The 25,266-nt window shown below is 50.9% G+C and carries 25 protein-coding genes; 9 read left to right on the top strand and 16 right to left on the bottom strand.

Annotated features, from left to right (window positions below; translation table 11 throughout):
* Window positions 1-148: 148 nt before the first annotated feature.
* The 9 genes from ompL to yihU all read right to left on the bottom strand — a co-directional run bounded on the left by ompL (window position 149) and on the right by yihU (window position 10,953).
* Entirely contained in the window at window positions 149-841 is a 693-nt protein-coding gene (ompL, locus tag NA197_RS20575; protein ID WP_000838828.1) for a porin OmpL, read from the bottom strand.
* 67 nt (window positions 842-908) lie between these two features.
* Window positions 909-2,327 (bottom strand): MFS transporter, encoded by a 1,419-nt coding sequence (locus NA197_RS20570; RefSeq protein WP_001112785.1) that lies wholly within the window; start codon window positions 2,325-2,327, stop codon window positions 909-911.
* A gap of 45 nt (window positions 2,328-2,372) precedes the next feature.
* A complete protein-coding gene (locus NA197_RS20565; protein ID WP_000084233.1) occupies window positions 2,373-3,755 on the bottom strand; it encodes an MFS transporter in 1,383 nt (460 codons plus the stop codon).
* A 45-nt stretch (window positions 3,756-3,800) separates the two neighbouring features.
* The gene (locus tag NA197_RS20560) at window positions 3,801-5,837 is read right to left on the bottom strand and encodes an alpha-glucosidase (protein ID WP_064042975.1); all 2,037 of its coding nucleotides are present in this window, start codon (window positions 5,835-5,837) and stop codon (window positions 3,801-3,803) included.
* A 123-nt stretch (window positions 5,838-5,960) separates the two neighbouring features.
* Entirely contained in the window at window positions 5,961-6,836 is an 876-nt protein-coding gene (locus NA197_RS20555) for a sulfite exporter TauE/SafE family protein (protein ID WP_000345334.1), read from the bottom strand.
* 88 nt (window positions 6,837-6,924) lie between these two features.
* On the bottom strand, window positions 6,925-7,827 hold the full coding sequence (locus tag NA197_RS20550; protein WP_024131638.1) for an aldose-1-epimerase: 903 nt from the start codon (window positions 7,825-7,827) through the stop codon (window positions 6,925-6,927).
* Window positions 7,828-7,898: 71 nt separating this feature from the next.
* On the bottom strand, window positions 7,899-9,140 hold the full coding sequence (gene yihS / locus NA197_RS20545) for a sulfoquinovose isomerase (RefSeq protein WP_000870940.1): 1,242 nt from the start codon (window positions 9,138-9,140) through the stop codon (window positions 7,899-7,901).
* Window positions 9,141-9,155: 15 nt separating this feature from the next.
* The gene (gene yihT / locus NA197_RS20540; RefSeq protein WP_001067413.1) at window positions 9,156-10,034 is read right to left on the bottom strand and encodes a sulfofructosephosphate aldolase; all 879 of its coding nucleotides are present in this window, start codon (window positions 10,032-10,034) and stop codon (window positions 9,156-9,158) included.
* 22 nt (window positions 10,035-10,056) lie between these two features.
* Complete coding sequence (gene yihU / locus NA197_RS20535) at window positions 10,057-10,953, bottom strand: sulfolactaldehyde 3-reductase (protein WP_000268248.1); 897 nt, start codon at window positions 10,951-10,953, stop codon at window positions 10,057-10,059.
* 164 nt (window positions 10,954-11,117) lie between these two features.
* On the opposite strand from yihU, the gene NA197_RS20530 reads away from it, so the two are divergent.
* The 6 genes from NA197_RS20530 (at window position 11,118) to fabY (ending at window position 15,927) form a co-directional block, all read left to right on the top strand.
* Complete coding sequence (locus tag NA197_RS20530) at window positions 11,118-12,014, top strand: sugar kinase (protein WP_001520529.1); 897 nt, start codon at window positions 11,118-11,120, stop codon at window positions 12,012-12,014.
* 33 nt (window positions 12,015-12,047) lie between these two features.
* Entirely contained in the window at window positions 12,048-12,851 is an 804-nt protein-coding gene (locus NA197_RS20525; RefSeq protein WP_000059693.1) for a DeoR/GlpR family DNA-binding transcription regulator, read from the top strand.
* 190 nt (window positions 12,852-13,041) lie between these two features.
* Window positions 13,042-13,641, top strand: coding sequence for a glucose-1-phosphatase (gene yihX / locus NA197_RS20520; RefSeq protein WP_000965695.1), 600 nt, complete (start codon window positions 13,042-13,044; stop codon window positions 13,639-13,641).
* A complete protein-coding gene (locus NA197_RS20515; RefSeq protein ID WP_000921423.1) occupies window positions 13,635-14,507 on the top strand; it encodes a virulence factor BrkB family protein in 873 nt (290 codons plus the stop codon). The genes yihX and NA197_RS20515 overlap by 7 nt, the downstream gene beginning before the upstream one ends.
* Window positions 14,504-14,941 carry a D-aminoacyl-tRNA deacylase gene (gene dtd / locus NA197_RS20510; protein ID WP_000560969.1) on the top strand — a complete coding sequence of 146 codons (438 nt, stop codon included), beginning with the start codon at window positions 14,504-14,506 and terminating at the stop codon, window positions 14,939-14,941. Before NA197_RS20515 ends, dtd begins: the two co-directional genes overlap by 4 nt.
* Window positions 14,942-14,985: 44 nt before the next feature.
* Entirely contained in the window at window positions 14,986-15,927 is a 942-nt protein-coding gene (fabY, locus tag NA197_RS20505; RefSeq protein WP_001518251.1) for a fatty acid biosynthesis protein FabY, read from the top strand.
* 14 nt (window positions 15,928-15,941) lie between these two features.
* Here fabY and NA197_RS20500 read toward each other — a convergent pair whose 3' ends face one another.
* The 3 genes from NA197_RS20500 to NA197_RS20490 form a co-directional block, all read right to left on the bottom strand.
* Entirely contained in the window at window positions 15,942-16,388 is a 447-nt protein-coding gene (locus tag NA197_RS20500) for a helix-turn-helix domain-containing protein (protein WP_001259012.1), read from the bottom strand.
* Entirely contained in the window at window positions 16,385-16,696 is a 312-nt protein-coding gene (locus tag NA197_RS20495; protein ID WP_064042976.1) for a type II toxin-antitoxin system HigB family toxin, read from the bottom strand. The genes NA197_RS20500 and NA197_RS20495 overlap by 4 nt, the downstream gene beginning before the upstream one ends.
* An 85-nt stretch (window positions 16,697-16,781) precedes the next feature.
* Complete coding sequence (locus NA197_RS20490) at window positions 16,782-17,711, bottom strand: alpha/beta hydrolase (protein ID WP_001127705.1); 930 nt, start codon at window positions 17,709-17,711, stop codon at window positions 16,782-16,784.
* A gap of 217 nt (window positions 17,712-17,928) precedes the next feature.
* On the opposite strand from NA197_RS20490, the gene NA197_RS20485 reads away from it, so the two are divergent.
* Window positions 17,929-18,240 (top strand): cytotoxic translational repressor of toxin-antitoxin stability system, encoded by a 312-nt coding sequence (locus NA197_RS20485; RefSeq protein WP_001159630.1) that lies wholly within the window; start codon window positions 17,929-17,931, stop codon window positions 18,238-18,240.
* Window positions 18,241-18,531, top strand: a complete 291-nt coding sequence (locus NA197_RS20480) for a helix-turn-helix domain-containing protein (RefSeq protein ID WP_000362050.1) — start codon at window positions 18,241-18,243, stop codon at window positions 18,529-18,531.
* 46 nt (window positions 18,532-18,577) lie between these two features.
* Here NA197_RS20480 and fdhE read toward each other — a convergent pair whose 3' ends face one another.
* From fdhE to fdnG, 4 genes are read right to left on the bottom strand one after another with little or no spacing between them, the layout of a single operon-like run.
* On the bottom strand, window positions 18,578-19,507 hold the full coding sequence (fdhE, locus tag NA197_RS20475) for a formate dehydrogenase accessory protein FdhE (RefSeq protein WP_000027730.1): 930 nt from the start codon (window positions 19,505-19,507) through the stop codon (window positions 18,578-18,580).
* A complete protein-coding gene (gene fdoI, locus NA197_RS20470; RefSeq protein ID WP_000829025.1) occupies window positions 19,504-20,139 on the bottom strand; it encodes a formate dehydrogenase cytochrome b556 subunit in 636 nt (211 codons plus the stop codon). The genes fdhE and fdoI overlap by 4 nt, the downstream gene beginning before the upstream one ends.
* Window positions 20,136-21,038: a formate dehydrogenase subunit beta gene (gene fdxH, locus NA197_RS20465; RefSeq protein ID WP_064042977.1), complete on the bottom strand. Its 903-nt coding sequence runs from the start codon at window positions 21,036-21,038 to the stop codon at window positions 20,136-20,138. The genes fdoI and fdxH overlap by 4 nt, the downstream gene beginning before the upstream one ends.
* Before the next feature lie 12 nt (window positions 21,039-21,050).
* Window positions 21,051-24,101 carry a formate dehydrogenase-N subunit alpha gene (gene fdnG, locus NA197_RS20460; RefSeq protein WP_077248424.1) on the bottom strand — a complete coding sequence of 1,017 codons (3,051 nt, stop codon included), beginning with the start codon at window positions 24,099-24,101 and terminating at the stop codon, window positions 21,051-21,053.
* Between the two features lie 194 nt (window positions 24,102-24,295).
* Here fdnG and fdhD point away from each other — a divergent pair, with 194 nt between their 5' ends.
* Window positions 24,296-25,132, top strand: a complete 837-nt coding sequence (gene fdhD, locus NA197_RS20455) for a formate dehydrogenase accessory sulfurtransferase FdhD (protein ID WP_001059747.1) — start codon at window positions 24,296-24,298, stop codon at window positions 25,130-25,132.
* Window positions 25,133-25,266 lie beyond the last annotated feature (134 nt).

The following is a 25,266-nucleotide window of genomic DNA, read 5'->3' as shown; positions in this document are numbered from 1 at the left end:
CTTTTCTATAAGCATGAATATGGTAAAACGCTTTGCGAATATTATCATGGCGCTTAGGGGCGGGATATCGGGAGTCTGATTCAGGATGAATGAGCGGGCAGAACAACTACCCGCTGTGATGCAGATTCGAAAAATAGAAGCGATAATATCAGAAGAAATACTTCGCCCCGATACGAATCTGGTTTTGCTCTCTATGGTAGGGGCCCACGTTACGATCTAACCAGCGTAATTCAAAGTAGGGCAACCAGTGTTCATTGATACGATAACGGAAGGTATTGGTGATTTCCCAATGATGCTTCGTACCATTACTACTATTAAAATCATTAACGTTATAAAAATAGTGTGGTTCAAAGGTATAAGAAAATTTATCGGTAATGATAAAATTCCAATAGTTACCGATTTCATAGCTGTCATTATTATCCAGTTCGCCATTCAAATCGGTTGAACTATAATTATTGTGATTATATCGGTTACGTACCGTAAGATTAAACCACGGGGTAAATTTATAGTTAACATCCAGATAGACGGCGCCGCCGGAACCAATGCTTTTGTCGTTTATTAACCCCCCAGGCTGGATGGTTAATTTATCTGTAGGTTTAAATAATGGATACCAGCCCTCAATCTCATTATAACCGTGCTTTAATTCATCATCACGCTGTAGCGTATAGGTATTGGTCAACATAATTCCGGCCCCCATATCGGAGTTATAGCCGACGCGCAGCATAAACTCCATTTGGTCAGACGCCAGGTTATAGGCCTCACGGTTTTCTACATAAGCGCCAGCAAAAACAGAGGTGGATATTACTGAAGTTAATATCACTAGAGTATTCAGAGATTTCATAATAAATCCATTTTTCAAATATAGGGAAGCCGCCATCCATCGGGATGGATAAAGCGGCAAGCGTCGTTTAATTATTTACAGTAGAAATACTTTGTTTATTATTAGTCGCGACAATTTGATTACCTGTTTTCTTTCGTTGGGCAATTTCCTCGATAATAAAAGCGAAACGTTGTTCATTGAGCTTATAAAAAAAGCCCATCGTTAGTGCTGCGATAATGGCAAGACCGCAAGGCCATAAAAAAATGAGCTGACGCAAACCAAGCAACGTGGTGTCACTTTGAGCTATGTTGGGGATATAACCGATTTGCGTCAGCATAATACCTGGCAAAAAGCCAGCAAGCGCAGCGGAAATTTTGCGGGAAAAGGTATAACCCGTATACACCGAGCCTTCAGCGCGAATACCCGTTTTCCATTCACCGTAGTCAACCGTATCCGGAACCAGCGCCCAGTTCAGGCTGTTGACGAAAGCGGTACCGAAGAAGGCGATACAAGAAAAAATGACAAAATAAAAGGAGTTATAACCCCAAAAATAATTTAAAACATCGCCCGCGGCCCATAAAAGCATACCTGCTAAATACACGCGTTTCTTGCCAAAGCATTTTACGGTCCAGGGAACTAACAAAACACCAATAATTACACAGCCCATACTAAAAAAACCCATCCAGGATAATAGGTTAATGTCATTTAGTACATATTGGGTATAATAAACCTGAATAGCGAGCTTGATATTAAATGCTGCTAGTGTACACAAATTTGCAATGCATAGAACTAATAGTGGTGGGTTGTGAAAAATTGCACAAAATGATTTGATGATGCTTGCCTTATGTCCCGGCGATGGGGGTTCAATGTAATGTTCTTTGGTTCCTTTATAACATAACATAATAAAAATGAAACCAAAGATAGAGAAAGTTAAGGCTGCATAACCATAACCAATGGTAGTTGTAGAGAATAAAGATTGAAGTGGAATAAAAGCAACCGTACAGATTAATAATCCTATTGTTGCCCCTCCCTGCCGGAAAGCTGCCAGTTGTGCGCGTTCATTTGGATTTTTTGTTATTGCTGGGATCATAGCGCCATATGAACAGTTCATTAGACTGTAAAACAGTCCGAATAACATAAATAGACCGGTAGCAATAGCGGTCTTTATCGGCAGACTAAATGTTGTAGCAATAAACTGAACTGTCGCAATAATTGCTGATGGTACTGCTGCATACAGAATGAAAGGTCTAAATTTCCCTCTGATTCCAATGTTTTTTTGAGAATCGAGAAGAAATCCGGTTAGCATATCTGTAAATGCAGTAAAGAATTTTGCTATGAGGAAAATAACCCCGCCATAATATGCAGGCATTCCTAGCTCATCTGTGTAAAACTTGAGCAAATATAATGTGCCAATGCTTAGCATTAGATTAGAGCCAATATCACCCGCACCGTAAGCGAGTTTTTCTCTCAAGCTTAGTTTTAGCGTTAGCGGATCATGGTCAGGCATAACCACTCCTTACAACGCCCCGAAGGGCATCAGTCATCATTATTGTTAAGCAGTACGTTTACGTGCTTCTATTTCCTCAACGATACGTATGTACATTTTCTCGTTGAGGTTGTAAAAACAGCCCATTGTAATCATGGCCAACACTGCGAGGGCACAAGGATATATGAAGATCAACTGACGTAATCCTTCAACAGTGCTGGTTGATTGCACCACGTTGGGTATGTAGCCAATTTGAGTAAGCATCCATCCGGGAAAAAATCCAGCCAACGCTTGGGACATTTTGCGAAAGAAGGTGAGCCCGGTATAAACGGTCCCTTCGGAACGAACACCTGTACGCCATTCACCATATTCCACTGTGTCCGAGACTAGCGCCCAGTTCAGGCTGTTGACGAATGCTGAACCAAAGAATGCCAGACAGGAGAAGGCCACGAAGCTCACCGAACTGTCGCCGAAGCTGTAGTTAAGCAAATCACCCACGGCCCAAATTAGCAGTCCGCCGATATAGACTTTTTTCTTACCAAAACGGCGTACAGCTGTAGGCATTAAAAATACGCCGATGAAGATACAACCCATACTGAAGAATCCCATATAGGACAACAGAATCGGATCGTTCAGCACGTACTGGGTGTAGTAGACCTGAATCGCCAGTTTGACATTAAATGCCGCAAGGGTGCAAAGGTTGGCGACGCACAGAATAAACAACGGGCGGTTACCGGCGATGGCGCGAAAGGATTGCAAAATTCCTGCTTTTTGTGCGGAATCAGCCTGTTTGACCTCGACATAACGCTCTTTGACACCCGCATAGCAAAGCCACATAAATAGCAGCCCGCATAACGAGAAAAGAGCAGCGGTTACGCCATATTGCAATTGTTGATTGCCTTCAATCAAATTCATTACTGGTACAAAAGCAACGGTGCCAATGAGAAGGCCTAAGGTGGATCCGCCCTGGCGCCAGGCTGCCAGCGAGGCACGTTCATTTGGATTTTTGGTTATAGCTGGCACCATCGCGCCATAAGAGCAGTTCATTAGGCTGTAGCATAATCCATACAGCATAAACAGCAGCGTTGCGACGACCGTTTTGCCCGTAATTTCTAACGGTGTTCCTATAAAGTTGGCTGTAGCCAGCAGTGCTACTGGGAATGAGCCATACAGAACGAACGGGCGAAATTTACCTTTCGGTCCTATTTTTCGCCGCGAGTCGAGCACAATACCAGTGCCCATATCGGCAAATGCGGTAAAGAATTTAGCGATTAAGAAAATAATCCCACCATAGGTTCCCGGAAGACCGAGGACATCTGTGTAGAATTTCAACAAATAGAGTGTGCCAATATCCAGCAGAATATTGGAACCCAGATCGCCTATGCCATAAGCTATTTTTTCTTTAAGCGGCAGGCGTAGCGTTGCCGGATCAGCAGAGGTCTGACTCATTATTTTTCTCCATCTGCCCGCAGGTTTCCCTGCGGGCGAGCCGTATTAGATATTCCGTAAAGAAGCAAAAAGTGAAGCCCACTCGCTCTTCGCGCGATAGAAGACCGGCGGCTTGCCAATGGGCGCATCCACGGTAATGTCACCGCCGTGGTGAACTTCGCCGGTCCAGATATTCACCCAGTGATCTTCCGGCAGGTACAGCGTCCAGTCGCAACGCCCCTGCTCGTGAACCGGCGCGACCAGCAGATCCTGACCGAGCAGATATTGATATTTCAGGGTGTAGGTTGCGGCATCGTTCTCGTAGTGCAGGAATAGCGGACGCATGACCGGCAGACCGGTAGCCGCGTTTTGCGCCACCGCCTGCTTGAGATACGGTTTCAGCGTGGTAAAGACGGTGGTCATGCGGGCAAAGTGGGCAATAGTTTCCGCGTCGCCGTCGAACTGCCAGTTATCGCCGGGGCGGTTGCCTTCATGGGTGCGCATCATCGGCGTAAAGGCGCTGAAATCGCACCAGCGCAGCAGCAACTCTTTGCTGCGTTTCATGTCAAACAGGGTGGTGTAGCCGCCGATATCGCTGTGATGTAGACCGTGGCCGGTCATCGCCAGCGACAATGCCGCAGGCACGACAGAGGCCAGACCATCATCAAGGCTCCAGTCAACGTTCTGGTCGCCTGCCCACATCATGGTGGAATATTTCTGACTGCCGGTGTAACCCGCACGCATAAAGAACAGGATCTCGCCGAGCTTGCCGGTCTCCTGTAGCGCTTCGTAGTTACACTTCGCCCACAGCGTAGGCCAGGCGTTATGCATGATCTCGGCGCTGACGCCGTTGTGCAGATACGTGTCGGTCGGCAGATATTCGCCGAAATCCGCCATCCAGCCGCTGCAGCCGAGCGCGATCATGTTCTTTTTGATGACGTCTTTGAACCAGTCGTAAGCTTCAGGATTGGTCAGATCGACCACGCCGCCGTAGAATTCGCCAAACTCGACCAGATAGTCGCCGCCCGTGGCGTCTTTCGCCAGGTAGCCGTGTTTCGCCGCCTCGGCGCAGAGGTCTTTATCACTGGCGACGTATGGGTTGATATAAGAGAGGAACTGGACGCCTTCTTCTTTCCACTGTTTGATACGGCTATCCAGCTGTGGATAGTTGTCGCTATTCCACTTCCAGTTCCACATCACGCGCTTGCCAAAGGAGGTCATGCGAATGCCGGACCAGTCCTGCGCCCAAATACCGTTCACTTTTACGCCTGCGTTGCGCATGGTATCCAGTTTTTGCTGACAAACTTCCGTACCGCCCTGAATGCCTAGCGTGACGCCGTCGTAAACCCAGTCCGGCAGCTCCGGCTGGCGGCCTAACAGCGCAGTCAGTTTTTCCAGCAGGGCGATGTAGGTGTCGGCACACTCAAAACGCAGCGTAGTTTTATCTTCCCACAGCGCCAGTTCGTGATACTCCGGCGCGCTGAAGTCGAAATTCATATAGCAGCTATTATCGACGTGGCAGTAATACTTCTGCGTGCTGACAAAGGTTGGCTGGGGGAAGAAGGTCCAGTAATAGTCGCCGCCGGCGTTCTCTTTGCAGTCTGCCTGCCAGGTGACATAGCTGGTTTTATTACGGCCAACGCCCTGTTCGCTGGTCCACAGCGGGAACGGCTTGCCGCGCAAATCGAAATAAGAGAACTGTTCGCCGCAGCCGTAGATATGGTCGTCTGGATTAGCCGCGAGGCGTAACCAGATACGGTTATGGTGCAGGTCGTCGTTTTGCAGATCCAACGTCAGGCGTCCCGCCTCATCGGCGGAGATGCGAAGGGTGGCGCTAATTGTTGCGCCACGGCTGAATTGTATCAGCCAGCCGTCGGGTAGCTCGCTGACCGTGGCCTCCGTTAATGCAATCTTCTCGTTAAGTTTGTCTTTGATGCTGAAGTTGCCGCGAAACATGTCAATGTCGGCAACGCCCGCGCCAATCCACAGACAGGGATTTTCGGTGCTGTGGCGTAAAATCAGGCGCTGGTGGTACGTCAGCGTAAAGCCCTCAATGTTCTTTTCTATCAGGACAGAGGATAAATGCTTACTTTGCGTGCTCATAAAATATTCTCCATGAAATTGAGGAACGCGAGCATACTGATTGTTTATGATTCGTTATTATTCATTAGCCTTAAATAGTTATGCGCTACTCTTGAAGTAGCGCCTGAACAAAGCAAGCACTTATTATTTGCTGGCATCCACTTTACGAATCTCAGCAATTTTTTTGCCTAAAAGTATTTGTAATATTGCCAACAGTACAAATGGTGGTAGAAGCGCAGTAGCCGCTGAAACACCTAATGCACCTTTTATTAACATTGCACCCGAAGCAATTAATAATAAAAATACTAAAACGCGGAATACTTTTACCGAAATACGCTTATGAACATATTGCCCGACTAAGGAACCGAGTATCATGGTAGGGATACAGAAAATAACCAGTTTAAATGTTGAAATTGTTAATATTCCACTGGTTGCCAGGCCGCCGACAACTGCAATGTTGTTTGCCGTAAAGAATGCATTCAGCGTACCGCGAAAAGCGGCTGGGCCAAGGTTACGTAGCATTCCATACATCACAACTGGCGGTCCATTTGTGGAAAAGGCCGCTCCTAGCGCCCCAGCTATCGCCCCTAACGGTGCAGCAATCCAACGTCTGTCATAGATGGGTAGACGGGGAATAAACATACTGTAGAATGAGTAGAGAATAAGAAACCCACCCAATCCTATTTTCATTATGTGATCAGGTAGATAGGAAAGAGCATATAAACCTACCGGAATGCCAAGAAAAGAGAAGCCGATAAGAACGGCAGCCGATCGCCAGTCCGTTTCTTTACGAGATAACCATGTGGCATAAATGGCGGTCGCTGTTCCGACAATAACAGAAAGTGGTGTTGCCATTTTTACAGGTAGCATTAGGGTTATGAGCGGCATGGTAGTCAATCCACCACCAAAGCCAGCACATATTCCTACGAATGTATAAAGAAACATTAAGGCGATAACGGTGTATATAACACCAGGTTCCAACATCACGCCATCAGGTGTAAATAAATTAAAGAAATCCATTATAATTCCTTCATTATCAAATTCTAAAATATTACTTTGACTGTTTTAAGTCAGGGTAATAGGTATCCTGCACAAATAAATACATGAACTATATGCATTCACCACAAATATTAAAAAACAATATATGCTGTTGTTTTGGTTTAAGTAATAGTAAGTCGATCCCAGAATTAAAGGCATTCGGCGGACAACTCATCGGTTCGATAGCTAATCCCCGGCGATTCAACTTTTCGCCACTATAGACCTGAAGCCACGGTTGATCGGAACATAAACTAACAGCCAGTTCCTGTTGATGGTTAATAATTTTCGCCTCCCATCGCTCGCTGTAAGTTTTGAAAGTATGATCAATCCGTTTATCACCAATTTTTTGTTGGATGGAATAGTCCAGATTCAGCTCATCGACGCGTAGTAACGTTGATGAGTTAGACTGTGTATCGAAAGCAAAAACCTCTTTTGCAGGAAGTTGCAGCGTATAATCATCAACAGGTGCTAAGTCACAGGTTAAGTAGGGGTGAACACCGACGCCATAAGGTGCTGGTTTATCGCCGATATTTTGGCTAATTATTTCAACGGACAGCCCTGTTGTTGCGTCCAGTGAGTAAATAACCTGCGAAATCAATGCGAATGGGTAGCCATAGCTTGGCGGTAAAAATATGGAGAACGAGGCTTTTGTGGCTGTTAATTCATCAACTTGCCAGTCTCTCCATGCAAGCAAGCCGTGAATAGCGGCGTTAGAGCCATGTTCATTAATCGGCAACTGATACTCATGCCCATCATGCTGATAGATACCATTGGCAATACGATTTGGCCAAGGGATTAATACCTTACCCAGATGAGCAAGAGGCATCTCTTCTGGTTTATGAGGTATAACCAGATGCTTGCCCTGCCAGGTTAATTCGGCAAGACCGGCACCCACTGAAACTATTTGCGCCCGGTAATCACCTGCAGCGAGTAATATCGTATTCCCACCACTATGCATACATATCACCTTAATATTAGATACCCTTACTAAACAACGGCATATGCAATGTTCATTTGCTGATATGCCGTCGTTACCAGGCTTATTTATTTCGCATTGATATCTAACAAACCTGCTGCTACGGCTGGTGCCAGCCCTGGAGCGAGCGGGATGCGTGGAATTACCAGACAGTGCAGAAGATGGTATATATCCTGCTTACCGTCCCAGACTTTAGTGGTCACCTTGTTGTCAGCATCCAATTCTTGCCACCAGGAACCATTTTCATAGTCCATCAGGTATTTAATGCAGTAATCCCACCATGTTTGATACCAGGTTTCGTATTGACGATCCCCTGTTACGGTATAGAGGGCATAGGCTGTCCCCATCGCTTCTACAATTGGCCAGCGTACACGTTCACGTACAACGGGTTTCCCTTCCCAATCAACGGTATACACAATGCCGTCTGCTCCATCCGGAGCCCAGGCATCACGTACCGTAGCGTGGAACAAACCTTTCGCGTCTTCCAGCAGCCATGCAGGGGGTTGTTCGCATCTGGCTTCCAGTGCTGCGTGGATATGCAGCATTAAACGACCCCATTCGATCCAATGACCTGGAGTACCGCCAAATGCACGGAAACGGTGTGCTGGATTTTCTTTGTTATAGTCGCGGATAGGATTCCACTGTGAATCGAAATGTTCATTAACACGGTAATGATTATTTCTGGCTACATCATGAATAATGACTGATGCGATTCTGATAGCGCGATCCAGCCATTTTTTGTCATGGGTAACGTCATAAACAATCAGGAACGCTTCGACGGCGTGCATATTGGCGTTACCGCCACGGTAATCTTCGGTTTTGCTAAAGGCTTCGTCCCAGGACTCCAGGCACATCTGCTCTTCTTCACTCCAGAAGTATTTCTCAATCACTTCTATGGTGTAATCCAGCAATTTTCTGGCTTCAGGATGACCGGTCGTGACGGCGCTGGCCGCGCCCAGCAAGGCGAAGAAGTGTTGATAACCCTGTTTAGAGGCATCCACCACGCCCTGATCGTTAACGCAGGCATACCAGCCGCCGTATTTTTTATCGCGCAGCGCGCCGTTCATGGCTTTGATGCCATGATCGACCAGATCATAAGCGCCCGGTCGGCCCATCGACGCCGCCACGGAATAAACGTGCAACATACGCGCCGTGATCCAAAGATGGGTGCCCATCTCTTCTTTAATTTGCCCTTTATTTCCCAGCCAGCCGAAGCCTGTCGGCACCACGGCGTTTTTACCGAAATTAAAGATGCGGTCGGTTTCCTGCTCCAGCCAGCGGTTGTGGCTCAACGTGTTAAACCATTTCATTCTTTCATCCTCGTATTAACGACGTTTCGCCATCATTTCATCGACGATCTCGCCCAGACGTTGCAATTTAGGCGCGGAAACATCACGTAGCATCAGCTCGGTATCCGGTAGACCAATCACTGATGACCAGACCGCGCGTCCCGCCAGGAACCCGGATGCGCCAGCTTCCATGGCGACCCTGACTGCGCGAGGGAACAGTTTTTCGTCCACACCGGAAGAGAGGATGACCCACGGCATATTGATATGCCCATTCAGGCGTTGTGAGGCGGTAAGAAGATCGGAACGCGCGCCTTTGCCGTAGAGCGGCATTTCAACTTTGTAAAGATCGGCGCCGCTGTCGCCCAGCTCTTTGGCCGCATCGATAATCGCCTGCTCGCGATCGAACTTGTCGCCGCAGCGCGGCGGACGTACAACCGGTTCGATAATGCTCAGCAAACCATTGGAGTGACATAATTCATTGAATTCTTTGACCATATCCAGACGCTGCTGCGCGTCTTCATCGCTGCGCCACAGCACCAACAGTTTTAAGGCTTTCGCGCCATCCCGTTTTACCGCCTGCGCATTAATTTTTTTATCAATGACCACGTTATCAACGGGAATACCGTTGCCCGGGATGAAATCATCCGCCGCGACGATCATGGCGCAGCTTTTAGCGACCGCGTTTTGTTCTACGGCCTGGCGATAACAGAACTGCTGATCCAGCAGAACGGCAGAGGCATACGGGGAAAGAATTTTCGCCGCATTCACTTTGAAATCCGTCAGCACGCTATCGGCAACGGGTGTTTTCGCACCAGCAGCAGCAAACATTAAACGCATCGCCTCGCGCTGATCGACAGCCAGCATGGCAAACCCGCCGGACGCTCGCGTAATGTCTTTGATGGTGTAGTTGTTCATTCAATTTTCCTTTATACAGTCGTTACTTTTTTACGTTGGCGGTCAGCCCGGCGCTGATGCGCACCTGTTCCAAGATGGCGCTCCAGTCTTCCCGACCGCGGCCTGCGGCCCGCGCCAGGTTATAAACTTCACGGGAGGCGGCGCCGAGCGGCATCGGTACGTGCAGTTGATTGGCGACATCCAACGCGATGCCAAGATCTTTGTGCGCCAGATCGATCATGAAGGCTGGAGACAGATCCCCTTTCATCACTTTATTCGGCCAGGTGGTGGTGAAATGCCCTTTGCCTGCGGCAGTGCCGCTCATCACTTTTAAAGCCACGTCGAAGGAAAGCCCCAGCGCTTCACACAGCACGGCGGCTTCGGCGGAGAGCGCATTTAGCGCAATACTCATGTAGTTGTTGATCAGTTTTACGCGAATACCCATTCCCGGGCCGCCGGTGTTGACCAGCTCATTACCCATCGCCATCAGAACAGGGGTAGCACGCTCTACTTGCTCCGCCGTACCGCCTGCCAGCAGCAACAATGTGCCGGTAATCGCGTTGTCGGATGTCCGGCCTACCGGCACATCCATCATGCTGAACCCTTTGCTCTGCATGTCGGCAATCAGCTTATCGGTTTGCAACGGATGAATAGTGGACATATCAATGACCAGCGCTTCACGGGAAAGAGTTTCACAAACGCCTTGCTCGCCAAACAAAACGGAACGAACCAGATCGCCGTTCGGGAGCATGGTGATAACAAATTCAGCGCCGATGGTTGCCTGAGCCGGGCTGCTTGCAGGTTGCGCGCCTTTGTCTACCAGACGCTGTACGGCGTCGGGATTAACATCGAAGACGCTGAGTTGATGGCCCTGCTTTAGCAGATTGCTCGCCATAGGGGAGCCCATCTGTCCCAACCCGATAAATGCTATAACTGCCATATCGTTCTCCTGAACACGGTGGTGTCATTTTTTGTCATTAATGAGCCCTTTTCTGTCTATTTGTGATCGTATTTGTAATTTATAGTCAAAAAATTGACAGCCGTCACTTTTTAAACATTTCGTGAAATTAAAATGAGCACATCGAAAATGCTTGAGGAATGACCATGGTTCGTATTGCTTGTGTAGGTATTACCGTGATGGATCGCATCTATTACGTGGAAGGATTACCGACAGAAGGGGGTAAATATGTGGCGAAGCGCTATACGGAAGTGGGCGGCGGGCCTGCGGCGACCGCTGCCGTGGCTGCGGCGAAATTGGGCGCGCAGGTGGACTTTATTGGCCGTGTGGGCGATGACGACACCGGAAACAGCCTGCTGGCGGAACTGGAATCCCTGGGGGTAAATACGCGCTATACCCGCCGCTACACGCAGGCCATGTCGTCGCAGTCAGCGATTATGGTGGATGCCAAAGGAGAGCGGATTATCGTTAATTATCCCAGCCCGGATTTATTACCTGACGCCGACTGGCTTAACGACATCGATTTTTCGCAGTGGGATGTGGTGTTGGCGGATGTGCGCTGGCATGACGGCGCAAAACAGGCGTTTACGCTGGCGCGTCAGGCTGGCGTCATGACTGTTCTTGATGGCGATATTACGCCGCAGGATATTAGCGAGCTGGTGGCGTTAAGCGACCACGCCGCCTTCTCCGAGCCAGGGCTGGCACGCCTGACGGGGATGAGCGAAGCCATTGATGCGCTAAAAAAAGCACAAATGCTCACAAATGGACATGTCTATGTCACGCGAGGCAGTGAAGGCTGCAACTGGTTGGAAAAAGCGGCGGTACGCCACCAACCGGGTTTTACCGTGGAGGTAGTGGATACTACCGGCGCGGGCGATGTTTTTCATGGCGCACTGGCATTTGGCCTGGCAAGCGGATACGCCATCGAAGAGGCTGTCAGATTCGCCAGCGGCGTTGCCGCGCTGAAGTGTACGCGCCCGGGTGGCCGGGCGGGTATCCCTGATTGTGAGCAAACCCGATCTTTCTTGTCACTTTTTGTATAATATGAGCAGTAGGAAGCTTTTAGAGGAATGCTCATGAGTCTTACCGAACTGACCGGTAATCCGCGACACGATCGGCTGTTAATGCTAATTGATGAGCGCGGCTATATGAATATCGATGAGTTAGCCAGTTTGTTGGAGGTCTCTACCCAGACGGTTCGCCGCGATATTCGTAAATTAAGCGAGCAGGGTCTGATTACGCGTCATCATGGCGGCGCCGGCAGAGCGTCCAGTGTGGTCAATACCGCCTTTGAGCAGCGAGAGGTCTCCTGGACGCAAGAGAAAAAAGCCATTGCGGAAGCCGTGGCTGACTATATTCCGGATGGCTCCACGATATTTATCACGATTGGAACGACGGTTGAGCAGGTGGCGCGCGCGCTGCTCAACCATAATCATCTGCGCATTATCACCAATAGCCTGCGCGTCGCGCACATTCTTTATAATAACCCTCGCTTTGAAGTGATGGTGCCTGGCGGCACGCTGCGCCCGCATAATAGCGGCATTATCGGGCCATCCGCGGCGGCGTTTGTCGCGGGGTTCCGGGCGGACTATCTCGTCACCAGCGTAGGCGCGATAGAGAGCGATGGCGCGTTACTGGAGTTTGATGTCAACGAAGCCAGCGTAGTGAAAACCATGATGGCCCACTCGCGACATATTTTGCTGGCCGCCGATCATACGAAATACCATGCTTCTGCGGCGGTTGAGATCGGCAATGTGTCACAGATTACCGCTCTGTTTACGGACGAGTATCCCGGTCCGGCATTACAGAATTTACTTCAATCCCAGCAAATCGAAGTGGTTCAGGTGAGTCCTTCGCTGGACGACGCCGTTTCAGCGTGACAAGCGCCCTTGCGCCGGAGGGTCGCGTCAGCGCTTTATCCGGCCAATAAAACGGCGCTGTGATGCAGGCGATATTGGGCATCGTCTGCGTTTCTATTGTCTTTTTGTTAATTGATTTATAAAGGGATACATAGTCAAACTTCTCCTTTCCCGCTACAGTTATTCATCCCCGGTTAGCAAGGAGAATGACATGCTCTACATCTTTGATTTAGGTAATGTGATTGTCGACATCGACTTTAACCGCGTATTAGGTGTGTGGAGCGATCTGAGTCGAGTACCGCTGGCTTCGCTGAAGCAAAAATTTACGATGGGCGAGACTTTTCACCAACATGAACGCGGTGAGATAACGGACGAAGCGTTTGCTGAAGCTTTCTGTCATGAAATGGCGTTATCGCTCAGTTATGAACAATTCGCGCACGGCTGGCAGGCGGTATTTGTCGGATTACGGCCCGAAGTGATTGCTATCATGCATAAACTGCGCGAGCAGGGGCATCGCGTGGTGGTGCTATCCAATACTAACCGACTGCATACCCACTTCTGGCCGGAGGAATACCCGGAGGTGCGCGCTGCCGCCGACCATATTTATTTATCCCAGGATTTGGGAATGCGTAAGCCGGAAGCGCGTATTTATCAGCACGTCCTGCAGAAAGAAGGTTTTTCTGCTGCCGATGCGGTCTTTTTCGACGACAATGCCGATAATATAGAAGGGGCCAACCAGTTGGGGATCACCAGCATTCTGGTGAAGGATAAAGCCACCATCCCTGACTATTTCGCGAAGCTGTTATGCTAAAAACCGTTCACCAAAAAGCTGGACGCCATACGCGCCCTGTTCGGGCCTGGCTCAAGCTATTATGGCAGCGTATCGATGAGGATAATATGACGACTCTGGCGGGAAACCTCGCCTATGTCTCATTACTCTCCTTAGTACCGCTTATTGCCGTCGTTTTTGCCCTTTTCGCTGCTTTTCCGATGTTTTCTGATGTCAGCATTCAGTTACGCCATTTTATTTTTGCTAACTTTATGCCAGCCACCGGAGACGTGATTCAGCGCTATATTGAGCAGTTTGTCGCTAACTCCAACAAAATGACGGCGGTGGGCGCCTGTGGACTGATTGTGACGGCATTGCTGTTGATGTACGCCATTGATAGCGCCTTAAACACTATCTGGCGCAGCAAACGCACACGCCCAAAAGTGTATTCTTTTGCGGTGTACTGGATGATCCTCACGCTCGGCCCGCTTCTCGCCGGTGCCAGCCTGGCGATCAGCTCTTACCTGCTTTCTTTACGCTGGGCCAGCGATCTGAATACGGTCATCGACAATGTATTGCGCATCCTTCCGCTGCTGCTCTCGTGGATCTCATTCTGGTTACTTTACAGTATTGTCCCAACAACTCGCGTACCGAACCGTGACGCCCTTGTCGGCGCGTTTGTCGCAGCGTTGCTGTTCGAGGCCGGAAAGAAAGGTTTCGCGCTTTATATCACCATGTTCCCGTCATATCAGCTCATTTATGGCGTACTGGCAGTGATCCCTATCCTGTTTGTCTGGGTATACTGGACCTGGTGTATAGTCTTGCTTGGCGCAGAAATAACTGTCACTCTCGGGGAATACCGAAAACTCAAACAAGCCGCAGAACAAGAAGAAGCTGACCAACCATGATTGCATTAATTCAACGCGTAACCCGTGCCAGCGTCACCGTGGAGGACGAGGTGACGGGTGAAATCGGCCCAGGACTTTTGGTGTTATTGGGTGTCGAAAAAGAAGATGACGAACAAAAAGCGAATCGTCTGTGCGAGCGCGTGCTGGGATACCGTATCTTCAGCGATGCTGACGGCAAGATGAATCTGAATGTACAACAGGCTGGCGGCAGCGTGCTGGTGGTGTCGCAGTTTACGCTGGCGGCAGATACCGAACGCGGTATGCGGCCAAGCTTTTCCGGCGGGGCTGCGCCGGATCGCGCGCAGGCGCTTTATGAATATTTTGTCGAACGCTGCCGCCAGCAGGCGATAAACACGCAAACCGGACGCTTCGCTGCCGATATGCAGGTTGAGCTGGTTAATGACGGTCCCGTGACATTCTGGCTCCAGGTATGAGTCAGCTTCCGGCGTGGCCGCGGATAACAAGAGAGAGTACGGCTATGTATCACCTTCGAGTTCCGCAAACAGAAGAAGAATTAGAACGTTACTACCAGTTTCGCTGGGAGATGCTGCGTAAACCGCTGCACCAGCCGAAAGGGTCGGAGCGGGATGGCTGGGATGCGTTGGCGCACCATCAAATGGTGGTGGACGAAGAAGGAAATTTAGTTGCAGTGGGCCGCCTGTATATCAATGCAGATAACGAGGCGTCTATCCGTTTTATGGCTGTACATCCCTCGGTACAGGATAAAGGGCTGGGGACATTAATGGCGATGACCCTGGAGTCTGTCGCCCGCCAGGAAGGCGTTAAGCGCGTCACCTGCAGCGCGCGCGAAGATGCGGTTGAGTTCTTTGCCAAACTCGGGTTTGTCAATCAGGGGGAGATTACTACGCCCACAACCACGCCAATCCGCCATTTTCTGATGATTAAACCGGTAGCATCGCTGGATGATATCCTGCATCGCGGCGACTGGTGCGGGCAGCTTCAGCAGGCCTGGTATGAGCACATTCCATTGAGTGAAAAGATGGGGGTGCGCATTCAGCAGTACACCGGGCAAAAATTTATCACCACGATGCCGGAAACCGGTAATCAAAATCCGCATCACACGGTGTTTGCCGGCAGCCTGTTCTCCCTGGCGACGCTGACCGGATGGGGACTTATCTGGCTGATGCTCCGTGAACGCCATCTTGGCGGGACGATTATTCTTGCTGACGCCCATATTCGCTACAGTAAACCCATTAGCGGAAAGCCAAACGCCGTGGCTGATTTGGGGTCGCTAAGCGGTGATTTGGACAGGCTGGCGCGGGGTAAAAAAGCGCGTGTCCAGTTGCAGGTTGAACTGTTGGGCGGCGAGACCGCCGGAGCAATTTTCGAAGGCATTTATATCGTACTACCTGCGAAACCGTTCGGCCCGTATGAAGAGGGCGGGAATGAGGAGGAGTAGCTGGACATATCCAACTACTCGATGAAGGCATCTGCTGGTAGTTTGAAGCGTTGTGTAAGCGCTTTAATATGATTAACCGTTAGTGCTCTGCGGCCATTTAAGATGTTGCTGACGTTCGATTTAGAACCAAGTTCGTTGGCAAGATCTGCTGCTTTGAGACCGTATTGATCCATGAGCGTTCGCAATACTGAAACGCCAGGGGGTGTTTTCTCCAGGTGTTGGTTGAGTGATTTGAATTCCGGCGCATGTTTTTCGTATTCACTGATTCGGGCACAGAGTAATTCAAATAGTGGGTTTTCAAGATCGTCGTGGTCGACCAGAAACTCCACTAGCGCTAGTGCCCTGCGATACTCATTGTCATTTCGGTCTTCCCCCATCAGTGGGACGGTTTTTACCGCATCGCTGAAGGTATCAACGATCTTTTTTGCGCTGGTTGCATCCATCTGACGATGAGTTCTCATTCTTTATTACCCCGATAGTATGCGGTCAGTTTGTCATATTCGGCATGGGAAACGATATGTTTCACAAATATCTTATGTAACCTGAAATCTATGTAGGAAATGAGTCTCAGGCTGTTACCAGAAACATCAATCACCCACCATTTATCTCTGTACTTAAAATTATCCAGTGAAGGAATATACCGCTTCATCTCTTCAGGCTGAGTGAATGTTTTTTTCTCCAGAACATTCAGCAACTCAGTGAGAGCAAGCTCATGGTTTGGATACATGAGCATCGCTTCATTGAACGGTTTTCGGATGATAACATGCACAATGTAGTTCCATTACAAAGTTTTCAACCTGAAAACAATTTAGCGCAACGTTATCCAGTTTTCAAGTTGAAAACAAAATTGAATTTTAGGTCATTTTGCCTGTTGATGGACTTACAACACGCCAGGCCACATCTCGCATGGCGCTTCGTGCCGCCTGGCTCACGCCTCCGAGCTGGAAAAAGCCATGGATGACACCGAGATAGCGCTGGCAAGTACATTCCACACCCTGTTCCTGGAACCGTTGATACAGGGCCTCGCCCTCATCGCGCAGTGGGTCGAATTCGGCAGTAATGATGTGCGTGGATGGCAGTCCGGCGAAGTCCTCACGCCAGAGCGGACTGGCTTCAGGATGCAGTGGATCGGTTCGCGGCATATACATCTCGTAGCCTGAAAGCAGCGTGTCACGCGTGATAATGTAATCCAGCCCATTACAGGTGTAGCTCGCAAACCTGGCGGTTGCGTCCAGCATGGGGTAGATCAGAATCAGCTGTGCAGGTTGCCATTGACGGGCGGCTTTCAGGCGTAGCGCGGTGACCAGCGCCAGATGCCCACCCGCGCTGTCACCAGCAAGCGTAATGTTCTCGCGATCTATCCCCAGTTTCTGGGCATATTTCCAGATAGTATTGGCTCCGGTTTCGGCATCGTTATGTGCGGCCGGGAAGGTGTGCTCTGGTGCAAGTCGGTACTGTGCCGCAATCACGCGACAACGGCTGTAAAAAGCTAACTGCCTTAACTGGTTATCGTGAGTGGCAAAACCGCCGCTGACAAAGCAGCCACCATGATAATAAATGATGCAGGGTAATTTCCCTGTGGCATTGAGCGGCGAAACCACGCGAAACGTCATGGCATCGAGTTCAATATCTTCAACCTGGACGCGGGTTTCTGTTTCTCCTGCCAGTGTCGTGCTGGCGATGTAGCCCGCCCTCCGGTCATCAATATTCTGTTCGCGAGAAGAGGGGCGGCCCGCGGCGATAAACCCAGCGACCAGTTCGGCAATTCCTTTTTCCAGTGGCATATAACGCTCCTTTGACTGTATGTATGTACAGTTTATAACCTGGTTCGTTGGGGATGGAAAGTGGTGAAACGAGGGGATAATGATTCTGGATAGAGGTTCGCAAAAAATGGAATGCGGTTGGCGCTGGGTTTTTAATTTTTGTACTGTGAAACGATGATGCTATACGCCATTGACGTATAGATTATTTTCACTACTATAAGCCAATGGCGTATGGAATATGCAATTTATAGAAACGGAACTCTTTACTGAAGATGTTAAAAAACTGCTCGATGATGATGAATACCATAAGCTTCAGGTTTTTATGGCTCAGCATCCAGATTGTGGTGATGTCATTCAGGAAACGGGCGGCCTGAGAAAAATGCGCTGGGGAGCGCGAGGCAAAGGAAAGCGTAGTGGCGTGCGAATTATCTATTTTCACCGTAGTCAACGGTATGAGATTCGCTTGCTTCTGATTTATCAAAAAGGCATTAAAGATGATCTCACGCCGCAGGAAAAAGCGGTGCTTCGTATGCTGAATGAGAGGTGGTAGATGGATAAAGTGTTATTTGAGCGATTAACTCAAAGTATGTCTCAAATGAATGAAATCATTGAAGGGACCCGTGAACCTTCTCGTACCTTTCATATTGATGCAATGAAGATTAAAGAAATACGGCAGGCATCTGGGTTGTCGCAATCTAAGTTTGCAGAGCTGATTTCGGTCAACGTGGATACGCTGCGCAACTGGGAGCAAGGAAGACGTTCACCGACAGGGCCAGCCAAAGCGTTACTTCGCGCCATTGCCAACGACCCGAGAAACGTTATACAAGCATTGCGTTATTGAGCAATGATCCGGCTAACGTAGATTGCTAGCCGGTATACCAGAGAACTTATTCCCCTTCCCCCGGGAACAGGAACGGGTTGATGGAACTGCGGGCGAAGCCCTCCTGTTCCATGCGCGCGTCCAGCACCAGCGAGGCGAGGTCGTCGGCCACTGCTTCTACTTTCGGGTCTTTTTCCTGATAGAGAATCTTCAGGTAAGTCCCGCAATCGCCGCAGCTTTCGGCTTTCACCGCAGCCTGCTCATTTTCCAGCGACCAGTAGTGTAAGTCGCGGCTCTGTTCGCAGTTACTGCATTTTACGCGCACGACATGCCATTCGGTTTCGCACAGGTTACAGTGCAGATAACGCAGCCCCTGCGTGGTGCCGATCTGCACCATGCTGGAGACCGGCATCGAACCGCACACCGGGCAATACTGGCGCGCTTCACCGTATTCCGCGCGGGCTTTGCCTGGAATCAAGCTGGCCATTTGCGCCCAGTAAAGGGAGAGCGCGGCCCAGATAAAGGGGGCTTTATCGCTGCTGACGGAGGCAAAATCCGAGGCAAACAGCGCGCTGGCCATCTGCTCCAGCTCCTGCTCTGAGGCTTTCTCCAGGTTCTCGATCACCGCCAGCGCGGGGCCGCTCATCTCGGGTTTTAGCTCGGCAATTAACGAATGCAGCAGTTTTTGCCAGTGCTTATCACGCGGCAGCACGTGGATATCCAGCGGCGGCTTGCCCTGGTCGTTCGCTTCTTTAATACGTGCGGTCAGATCCATCTCCAGCGGATGGTCGTACAGCACCACTTCCTGCGCGTGCGCGATAAGCGCGGCAAAGCGCAGGTAATCGCCCAGCGGGTTATTTTCAGCCAGCTCGCGCAGACGTTCGGCGCGGCGGTTGTAGACGTTTTTGAGTCGGGGGAACAATAACGGCGGAATCATATCCGCCGTACGTTTCTCGCTCGACCCCAGCTCATCTTGCGGGATTATGCGAATACTCATTCAGTTTCTTTTTCCGTTGTCTTGCGGACTTCTCGGTACCAGCGCGGGTGATGTTTCTTCGCCCACGACCGGGTTACCCAGCCTTCCACCATCGCGGTAATGGTGCCTTTCACCCAAAGGGCGGCGTAGATATGCACCATGATAACCACAATTAACGCTACTGCGGCAAAAGAATGCAACATTAACGCGAATCGGATCACCGGGATTGAGAAAGCAGGCGCAAAGTACGGACGCCAGATAATTACCCCGCTCACCAGCAGCAGCACCAGGAAGATAATCGCCGCCCAGAATACGCATTTCTGACCGAAGTTATAACGCCCGGTGTCACCCACTTCCTCGTTGACGACGATCTTACGAATATTCTTCGCCCAAAAGATATCATCCCGATTGATTAGATTGTGGTGCCAATAACGGAAAAACATGATGATGAACGAGGCAAACATAACCACGCCCACAAACGGGTGCAGAATTCGCGCCAGTTGCGGGGTGCCCAGGATATGCATCAACCAGTTGAAGGATGGGAATAAAAAGCCCAGCCCGCTCACCGCCGCCAGCACGAAGCAGAAAGCGACGATCCAGTGGTTGATGCGTTCCGGCGCCGTATAGCGCACGATGGTGTCACGTCGTTTCATTTGCGCACCTCGTCTTTCTCTTCATGCAGGTTGTCATCTTTCTCTTCCGCGCGGTTCGGGCCGACGCCGACATAGTGGAAGACGCTGGCGGCAAAGGTCGCGGCAAAACCGAACGCGGCGAGCGGTTTCCAGACGCCTTTCCAGAACTTAACGGTTTCGCTGATTTCCGGGTTTTCCGGCAGACCGTGATACAGATTCGGCTTGTCGGCATGATGCAGCACGTACATGACATGCGTACCGCCTACTCCCGCCGGATCGTACAGACCCGCGTTGTCATAACCACGGGTTTTTAGTTCCGCCACACGCTCGCCCGCCAGCGTTTTCATATCCTCTTTCGAGCCAAAATGAATGGCGCCGGTTGGACAGGTCTTCACGCAGGCCGGTTCTTGCCCGACGGTCACGCGGTCAACGCACAGCGTACATTTATAGACGCGGTTGTCTTCCGGGTTGAGGCGCGGCACGTTGAACGGGCAGCCAGCGATACAGTAGCCGCAGCCGATACACTGCTCGGACTGGAAGTCGACAATACCGTTAGCGTACTGAATGATCGCCCCTTCCGCCGGACAGGCCTTCAGGCAGCCTGGATCGGCGCAGTGCATACAGCCATCCTTACGGATCAGCCACTCCAGTTTGTCGTTCTGTTCCACTTCCGAGAAGCGCATCACCGTCCAGGATTTCGCGGTTAAGTCCGCCGGGTTGTCATACACCCCGACGTTATTGCCCACTTCATCACGGATGTCGTTCCACTCGGAGCACGCCACCTGACACGCTTTACAGCCGATACAGGTGGTGACGTCGATGAGTTTCGCCACCTCTTCCTGGTGGTCCCGCGCCTGGGGCGCGGGGGTGAAACCGTTAGTGGCGGAACGACGAATGATGTCTTGCGATTGATAAGCCATAGGTCGTCTCCGTTACACCTTTTCCACGTTCACAAGGAAGGATTTAAACTCCGGCGTTTGCGTGTTCGCATCACCGACGAAAGGCGTTAACGTATTGGCGATAAAGCCTTTTTTCGCCACGCCTTCGTAGCCCCAGTGAATAGGAATACCGATGGTATCGATATCCTTGCCGTCCGCTTTCAGCGTGCGAATACGCTTGGTCACCACCGCTTTGGCTTTGATATAGCCGCGGTTCGAGGAGACCTTCACGGTATCGCCATGCGCGATACCGAGCTTATTCGCCAGCTTCTCGCCAATTTCCACAAACTGTTCCGGCTGGGCGATAGCGTTAAGCAACGCGTGCTTGGTCCAGTAGTGGAAGTGCTCGGTCAGACGGTAAGTAGTTCCGACATACGGGAACTTATCCGCTTTACCCAGCGCGTCGGCATCGTCTTTAAAGATACGGGCGGCAGGGTTAGAGATAACGTTCGGGTGCAGCGGGTTAGTGCCCAGCGGCGTTTCAAACGGCTCGTAGTGTTCCGGGAACGGCCCTTCCGCCATCTTATCGATAGCAAACAGGCGACCCATCCCTTCCGGCTGCATGATAAACGGTCCGACGTCGCTGCCGGGCGCGGCGGCGCTGTAGTCCGGAATATCCCATCCGGCCCATTTTCCGCCTTCCCATTTCAGTAGCTGACGTTTCGGGTCCCAGGGATTACCCTGCGGATCGGCGGAGGCGCGGTTATAGAGGATGCGGCGGTTAAGCGGCCATGCCCATGCCCAGCCCAGCGTGTTGCCGAGACCAGACGGGTCGGCGTTATCACGACGCGCCATCATGTTGCCTTCCGGCGTCCAGCTACCGGCGAAAATCCAGCAGCCGCTGGACGTCGTACCGTCATCGCGCAGTTGCGCGAACGAACTGAGTTGTTGGCCTTTCTTCACCACCACCGCGCCGGTTGCCGGATCGATAAGATCGGCCAGCGCTTTACCGTTACTTTCCATCGCCACTTCTTCAGAGGCGGGTTCGTATGGTTTGGTGTAGTTCCAGGTCATATTCAGCACCTGTTCCGGGTTGGCGCCGCCCTGTTCAGAGTACATCTTACGCAGGCGTAAGAAGATACCGGCGAGGATTTCGCCGTCGGTCATGGCAATTCCCGGGGCGTCCGCGCCCTTCCAGTGCCACTGTAACCAACGACCGGAGTTAACGATGGAACCATTTTCCTCGGCAAAACAGGTGGAAGGCAGACGGAACACTTCGGTCTGGATTTTTGCGGGATCAACGTCGTTCGACTCACCGTGGTTTTGCCAGAAGGTGGACGTTTCGGTGTTGAGCGGATCGATAGTCACCAGGTACTTCAGTTTGGAAAGCGATGCGACCACTTTGTTTTTGTTCGGGAATGAGGCCACCGGGTTAAAGCCCTGGCAGATATAGCCGTTGACCTTGCCCTGTTTCATCATCTCGAAGTACTGCAGTACATCGTACCCTTTGTCCCACTTCGGTAGCCAGTCGAAGCCCCAGCTATTTTCCGCTGTCGCTTTATCACCAAAGAAGGCCTTCATCATCGAGACGAAGAATTTCGGATAGTTGCCCCAGTAGTTGACCTGATCCTTCAACAATGGCTTCGGCGTATTGGCAGCCAGATAGGTTTGCAGGTCGGTCTGTTTTTCGCTCGGCAGCGTCAGATAGCCCGGCAGACTTTGCGACAGCAGTCCTAAGTCGGTCAGTCCCTGAATGTTGGAGTGACCGCGCAGGGCGTTAACGCCGCCGCCCGCCATCCCCATGTTACCGAGCAGAAGCTGGATCATCGCCATAGTACGGATGTTCTGCGCGCCGATGGAATGCTGCGTCCAGCCCAGCGCGTACAGGAACGACGCGGTTTTATCTTTTGCGCTGGTTTCTGCAATGTACTCGCACACTTTCAGGAAGTCCGCTTTCGGCGTACCGCAGATATTTTCTACCACGTCCGGCGTATAGCGTGAGACATGCTGTTTCAACAGATTCCAGACACAGCGCGGGTGTTGCAGTGTCGTATCGCGTTTGGCAAAACCGTTTTCGTCCAGCTCATAGTGCCAACTGGTTTTATCGTACTGCCGCTTGTCTGCGTCGTAGCCGGTGAACAGACCATCATCGAAGCCAAAATCTTCACGCACGATCAGGCTGGCATTGGTATAGGCCTCGGTGTATTCACGGTTGTATTTTTCGTTGGTCAGCAGATACAGCATCACGCCTGACAAGAAGGCAATGTCAGTACCAGAGCGTATTGGCGCATAGAAATCGGCCACCGACGCGGTACGCGTAAAGCGCGGATCGATCACAATCAGCTTCGCGCCGTTGTGAATTTTGGCTTCCATCGCCCAGCGGAACCCGACCGGGTGAGCTTCTGCGGCGTTACCGCCCATCACCACGACGAGGTTGGCGTTCTTGATGTCGACCCAGTGGTTGGTCATCGCACCGCGACCAAATGTTGGAGCAAGACTTGCTACCGTTGGTCCGTGTCAGACACGCGCTTGGTTGTCGACCGCGAGCATACCCAGCGCGCGGGAGAATTTTTGCGTTAAATAACCCGTCTCGTTACTGGATGCGGAAGCGCACAGCATCCCGGTGGTGAGCCAGCGGTTAACGGTAACGCCTTCGGCGTTCTGCGCCTGATAGTTGGCGTCGCGATCTTCCTTCATCAGTTTAGCGATGCGGTCAAACGCTTCTTCCCAACTGATCTGTTGCCACTTATCTGAACCCGGCGCGCGGTATTGCGGGAATTTCAGGCGGCTTTCAGAGTGGATAAAGTCCACCAGACCGGCCCCTTTCGGGCACAGCGCGCCACGGCTTACCGGATGATCCGGGTCCCCTTCGATATGGAAAATAGATGCTTTGGCGTTTTTCGCACCGTCGCCGAGGCTGTACATCAACAGCCCGCAGCCAACGGAACAGTAGGTGCAGGTGTTACGGGTTTCGCGGGTGCGCAGCAGTTTATATTGCCGTGTTTCCGCTAGCGCTACGCCGGGCGCGAAGCCCAGTGCCGCCGCCGTGGTGCCTGCCATACCGCCAGCGCAGATCTTAAAGAACTGCCTTCTGCTGACCTGCATGGTTTGCTCCTTGTTTCGACATTGTCACTTCTCTTTCACATTTCTCTATCCGAAACGCTCAGGGAGTGGTTGTTATTTTTCTTTGCGGACGGGCCCGCAAAGGTTCAGAATTGGATAAATTTTCCTCCATCCGGGAGGAGTTGTAACAGAATACCATAATGTTGGTGTGTGTGTTCTTATATGGTTAAAAGAAAGTGAACAATATACTGTCTGAAGAAGTCCTAAATGTGACTGATTTCACAACCTCACGCCAGTTGACTCTCTGGAAACGCGAGGATTTGCAGTCCTCCCAACTTGATGATGTTGCCGAGGAAGTGCCAGTGGCACTGGTGTATAACGGCATTTCGCATGTCGTTATGATGGCCTCTCCGAAAGATCTGACGCATTTCGCAATGGGGTTTTCTCTGTCGGAAGGGATCATTGACAGCCCGCGTGAAATCTATGGCATGGACGTTGTGCCGTCCTGTAACGGACTTGAAGTGCAGATTGATCTTTCCAGCCGTCGATTTATGGGGCTGAAAGCGCGTCGTCGCGCGCTGGCCGGACGTACCGGTTGCGGCGTATGTGGCGTGGAACAGCTCAATGACATCGGTAAGCCGGTGCAACCGCTGCCGTTTAGCCAAACGTTTAATCTCGGTAACCTTGATCGCGCGTTAAAACATCTGAATGATTTTCAACCGACGGGTAAGCTGACGGGTTGTACGCACGCTGCGGCGTGGGTCATGCCGTCGGGTGAACTGGCGGGGGGCCATGAAGATGTCGGACGCCACGTTGCGCTGGATAAACTGCTCGGCCGCCGCGCTACGGAAGGTGAGGAATGGCGGCAAGGCGCGGCGCTGGTTTCCAGTCGCGCGAGTTACGAAATGGTGCAGAAGTCCGCGATGTGCGGCGTTGAAATTCTGTTTGCCGTCTCTGCCGCAACGACGCTGGCGGTCGAGGTGGCTGAACGGTGTAATCTGACGCTGGTGGGGTTTTGTAAGCCGGGTCGGGCGACGATTTATACCCATCCGCAGCGGTTAATCGCAGACTAAAATAGTACCCTCTACATTTGCGTAAAATATATATTTTCTCAATTTTACAGCCTCTCTTGATAACGGAATCACGTATAGTGGCGAGGCCATACAGGTTTTAATCGTTTTTATGCTGGACCGCAGCTTATTCCAGC

Origin of the sequence: Salmonella sp. NW884, from assembly GCF_051700745.1 — a bacterium.
GTDB classification, from domain to species: domain Bacteria; phylum Pseudomonadota; class Gammaproteobacteria; order Enterobacterales; family Enterobacteriaceae; genus Salmonella; species Salmonella enterica.
This window is presented reverse-complemented; position numbering and strand designations above follow the sequence as displayed.

Coding starts and splice junctions, on each gene's coding strand:
- ompL (WP_000838828.1), bottom strand. CDS start 841: ATGAAATCTCTGAATACTCTAGTGATATTAACTTCAGTAATATCCACC.
- NA197_RS20570 (WP_001112785.1), bottom strand. CDS start 2,327: ATGCCTGACCATGATCCGCTAACGCTAAAACTAAGCTTGAGAGAAAAA.
- NA197_RS20565 (WP_000084233.1), bottom strand. CDS start 3,755: ATGAGTCAGACCTCTGCTGATCCGGCAACGCTACGCCTGCCGCTTAAA.
- NA197_RS20560 (WP_064042975.1), bottom strand. CDS start 5,837: ATGAGCACGCAAAGTAAGCATTTATCCTCTGTCCTGATAGAAAAGAAC.
- NA197_RS20555 (WP_000345334.1), bottom strand. CDS start 6,836: ATGGATTTCTTTAATTTATTTACACCTGATGGCGTGATGTTGGAACCT.
- yihS (WP_000870940.1), bottom strand. CDS start 9,140: ATGAAATGGTTTAACACGTTGAGCCACAACCGCTGGCTGGAGCAGGAA.
- yihT (WP_001067413.1), bottom strand. CDS start 10,034: ATGAACAACTACACCATCAAAGACATTACGCGAGCGTCCGGCGGGTTT.
- yihU (WP_000268248.1), bottom strand. CDS start 10,953: ATGGCAGTTATAGCATTTATCGGGTTGGGACAGATGGGCTCCCCTATG.
- NA197_RS20530 (WP_001520529.1), top strand. CDS start 11,118: ATGGTTCGTATTGCTTGTGTAGGTATTACCGTGATGGATCGCATCTAT.
- NA197_RS20525 (WP_000059693.1), top strand. CDS start 12,048: ATGAGTCTTACCGAACTGACCGGTAATCCGCGACACGATCGGCTGTTA.
- yihX (WP_000965695.1), top strand. CDS start 13,042: ATGCTCTACATCTTTGATTTAGGTAATGTGATTGTCGACATCGACTTT.
- NA197_RS20515 (WP_000921423.1), top strand. CDS start 13,635: ATGCTAAAAACCGTTCACCAAAAAGCTGGACGCCATACGCGCCCTGTT.
- dtd (WP_000560969.1), top strand. CDS start 14,504: ATGATTGCATTAATTCAACGCGTAACCCGTGCCAGCGTCACCGTGGAG.
- fabY (WP_001518251.1), top strand. CDS start 14,986: ATGTATCACCTTCGAGTTCCGCAAACAGAAGAAGAATTAGAACGTTAC.
- NA197_RS20500 (WP_001259012.1), bottom strand. CDS start 16,388: ATGAGAACTCATCGTCAGATGGATGCAACCAGCGCAAAAAAGATCGTT.
- NA197_RS20490 (WP_001127705.1), bottom strand. CDS start 17,711: ATGCCACTGGAAAAAGGAATTGCCGAACTGGTCGCTGGGTTTATCGCC.
- NA197_RS20485 (WP_001159630.1), top strand. CDS start 17,929: ATGCAATTTATAGAAACGGAACTCTTTACTGAAGATGTTAAAAAACTG.
- NA197_RS20480 (WP_000362050.1), top strand. CDS start 18,241: ATGGATAAAGTGTTATTTGAGCGATTAACTCAAAGTATGTCTCAAATG.
- fdhE (WP_000027730.1), bottom strand. CDS start 19,507: ATGAGTATTCGCATAATCCCGCAAGATGAGCTGGGGTCGAGCGAGAAA.
- fdoI (WP_000829025.1), bottom strand. CDS start 20,139: ATGAAACGACGTGACACCATCGTGCGCTATACGGCGCCGGAACGCATC.
- fdxH (WP_064042977.1), bottom strand. CDS start 21,038: ATGGCTTATCAATCGCAAGACATCATTCGTCGTTCCGCCACTAACGGT.